This is a genomic window from Kitasatospora sp. NPDC059571 (assembly GCF_042735675.1).
Lineage (GTDB): Bacteria > Actinomycetota > Actinomycetes > Streptomycetales > Streptomycetaceae > Kitasatospora.
Genome location: NZ_JBHWBW010000358.1, coordinates 1 through 2,593, shown reverse-complemented (window position 1 = coordinate 2,593; position 2,593 = coordinate 1). Strand labels below are relative to the sequence as shown.

At 75.0% G+C, this 2,593-nt stretch carries 2 protein-coding genes; one reads left to right on the top strand and one right to left on the bottom strand.

The features are described 5' to 3' along the window. Positions 1-123: 123 nt before the first annotated feature. Positions 124-2,094, bottom strand: a complete 1,971-nt coding sequence (locus ACFV0G_RS29350) for a glycoside hydrolase family 5 protein (protein ID WP_380554552.1) — start codon at positions 2,092-2,094, stop codon at positions 124-126. A 275-nt stretch (positions 2,095-2,369) separates the two neighbouring features. Between ACFV0G_RS29350 and ACFV0G_RS29345 the strand changes: the two genes are divergently transcribed. Beyond that, positions 2,370-2,549: a hypothetical protein gene (locus ACFV0G_RS29345; protein WP_380554549.1), complete on the top strand. Its 180-nt coding sequence runs from the start codon at positions 2,370-2,372 to the stop codon at positions 2,547-2,549. The last annotated feature ends 44 nt before the right edge of the window (positions 2,550-2,593 follow it).

Below are 2,593 nucleotides of genomic sequence, written 5' to 3'. Positions count from 1 at the left end.
CTCTTCCCGCTTGGGTGGGGGGGTTGGTTTTTTTTTAAACCCCCCGGGGGGGGGGCCCGCCGGGAGCTGGCGGGGGGGGGGGGGCCCCCGCGGGCGCGGGGGGGGGCGGGGCGCTCCGCCCGGTCAGGACAGCGGGCGGCAGAGCAGTGCGTCCGGCGCTCCCGAGGAGCCGATCCGGGTGGTGAAGGCGATGCCTGCCGCGTACTCGCCCGGCGCGCACTGGCCCTTGTAGGCGCCGGACGCCCAGTCGCCGCCCGGGGCGCCGGCCGGCCGGTTGTCGCCGCGGTCGAACCAGACCGTCCGCCCGGCGCCGCCGAGCGGGGTGCGGGCGGCTGCGCACAGCGCGGCCGAGGTCCGGGCGCCGCGCACGCCGTAGCCGATCAGGAAGCTGCCCGGGGCGCACTGGAGCTTGGTGTAGCCCGACGCCCAGTCGCCGCCCGCCGGCACGTACCGCTCGTCCCGTACGACCTCGGCGTCGCCGGTGGTGGCGCGCAGCCCGCCGAGCGCCCCGGTGTCGGTGCACAGACCGCGGCCCTGGGAGTGACTGAGGCCGGCCAGCCGTTCGCCGTCCGGGCAGACCGCCTTGCGGGCGCCGCTGTCCCAGTCGCCCTGGGCGCGGACCCGCAGCGACTCGACGGCGTCGCGGTGGTCGGTGCTGAGCTGGTGCCAGGCGGCCACCGCGGGCACCGGTCCGGTCCGGGAGGGGGAGTCCTGCAGGTGCTGCCAGGCAGTGGCCCGCCAGTCCGTACCGTCCAGCAGGCCCGAGCGGGCACCCGACGCGTCGTAGCGGAGCAGCGCCCAGGAGTCGCCCTGGCCCGCGTCGCCGCGCCAGCCCACCAGCGGCCAGTACGCGAAGTCGGTGTCGGAGTCGGCCAGGTCGTCGGTGAGCGCGGCGAACCAGGCGCGCGGCGCGGCCCCGGTCTCGTCGGCGCCGATGCCGAACTCGCTCACCCACACCGGCGCGGTGAAGTGCTGCCCGCCCTCCGCGGCCACGTACAGCGCCTCCTGGTACAGGGCGTCGCGCAACTGGTCGCGGGTCAGGTCCTGGTAGCGCGCGTCATGGGTCTCGCCGAGGCCGGTCGCGCCGCTGTGGTTCGGGCCGGTGTAGCCGTAGAAGTGCGCCGAGTAGACCAGCTTGCCGGAGGCGACCAGGGTGTGGGAGAGGGTGCGGACGGGGGTGAGCAGCGGTCGGCCGTGCGGCAGTCCGTCGGCGGGGATGCCCGTCCAGTTGATGCCCTCGATCACGATCAGCAGGTCCGGCGAGCCCTCGGTGAGGATCCGGTCGCCCGCCTCCTGTGCGGCCGCCTGCCAGTCGTGGCCGTCGCCCAGGCCCCAGTTGGGGTCGTCGAACACGTCGCGGCGCACCTCGTTGTACAGGTCGGCGCCGACCACCCGCTTGTTGTCGCGGTATCGGCGTGCCATGAACACCCAGTCGTCCTCCCACTGCTGGGTGCTCTGGCTGCTGTTCCACCGCTCGTTGCCGTCGACGCCGCAGCACCAGCGGCTGGTGTTGGTGTGGTTGTTGAGGATCACCGCGAAGCCGTCGCCGGTCAGTGCGGCGACCACCGCGTCGTACACCTGGAGCGGTGTGCGGCCGCGCAGTTGCGGGTTGGCGGCGACCGCGGCGTCCGGCACCGGCGCCGTCCCGTGCACCATCGCGTTGGAGAACGGCAGCCGGATGCTGTTGAGACCGAGGCGGTGGAAGTCGGCGAGCAGGACGGCCAGCGGCGCGCGGTCCAGCCCGATCGGAATGCCGTACGAGTCCTGCCCGGCATGGTGGTTCGCCGGGTCGGCGGCGTCGCCCGACCCCGTCCAGGAGCCCTGGGCGCCGTCCCAGTTGCTCGACCTCAGCCGGAAGCGGTTGCCGTCGGCGTCGACGATCCAGCGGCCGCGGGTGGACAGCGGCGCCGTCCAGCCGGGCGCCGAGGCGGCCGCCCGCGGTGCGGCGCCCGGCGCCGCCGAGGCGGCCTGCGCACCGGGCGGCCCGACGATCGGCGCCAGGGCGGCGAGCAGGACGAGGAGGGCCGTGCCGGGTAACCGGCGCCCGGCGGGCGGCCGGGACTGCGAAGGAGAGTGGGACGGCGGATGCGACATGGGACCTGCCAGGGCCGGAGGTGGGGGAGCGGGGTCGGAGGAGGTGCTTCCCGGCCTGACGCACCGTCAACCGCTGTCCGGTACATGTCGTCCACGACCCTCCGGGGCCCGCGGGAACGGTCGGACGGCGGGCCGTCGCACGGCGCCGGGTGTGGGCGGGGAGCGGTGGACGGAAGGGGCCCGCCGGGGCTGGTGCGACTGATGTGATCCTGACATGATGCCGGATCAGAAAGTCCGTACGGAGTTCGAACCGATCCGCACCCGAAGGAGCCACCATGCCGACCACCGCCGAGCAGGTCCGCGCGCTCAAGGACGAGGACTTCCGCCTGGGCCTGGGCCAGGGGTACGAGCTGCACCCGGCCGGAAACCCGGCCGACGAGGTGTACACCTCGGCCTCGCTGCTCAACAACACCTGTCAGTCCGTGGCGAGCTGCGCCCGCGTCTGCAGCTTCTGACACCCCGACCGGGGGGGGGGGGGGCGGGGGGCGCCGCCCGGGCC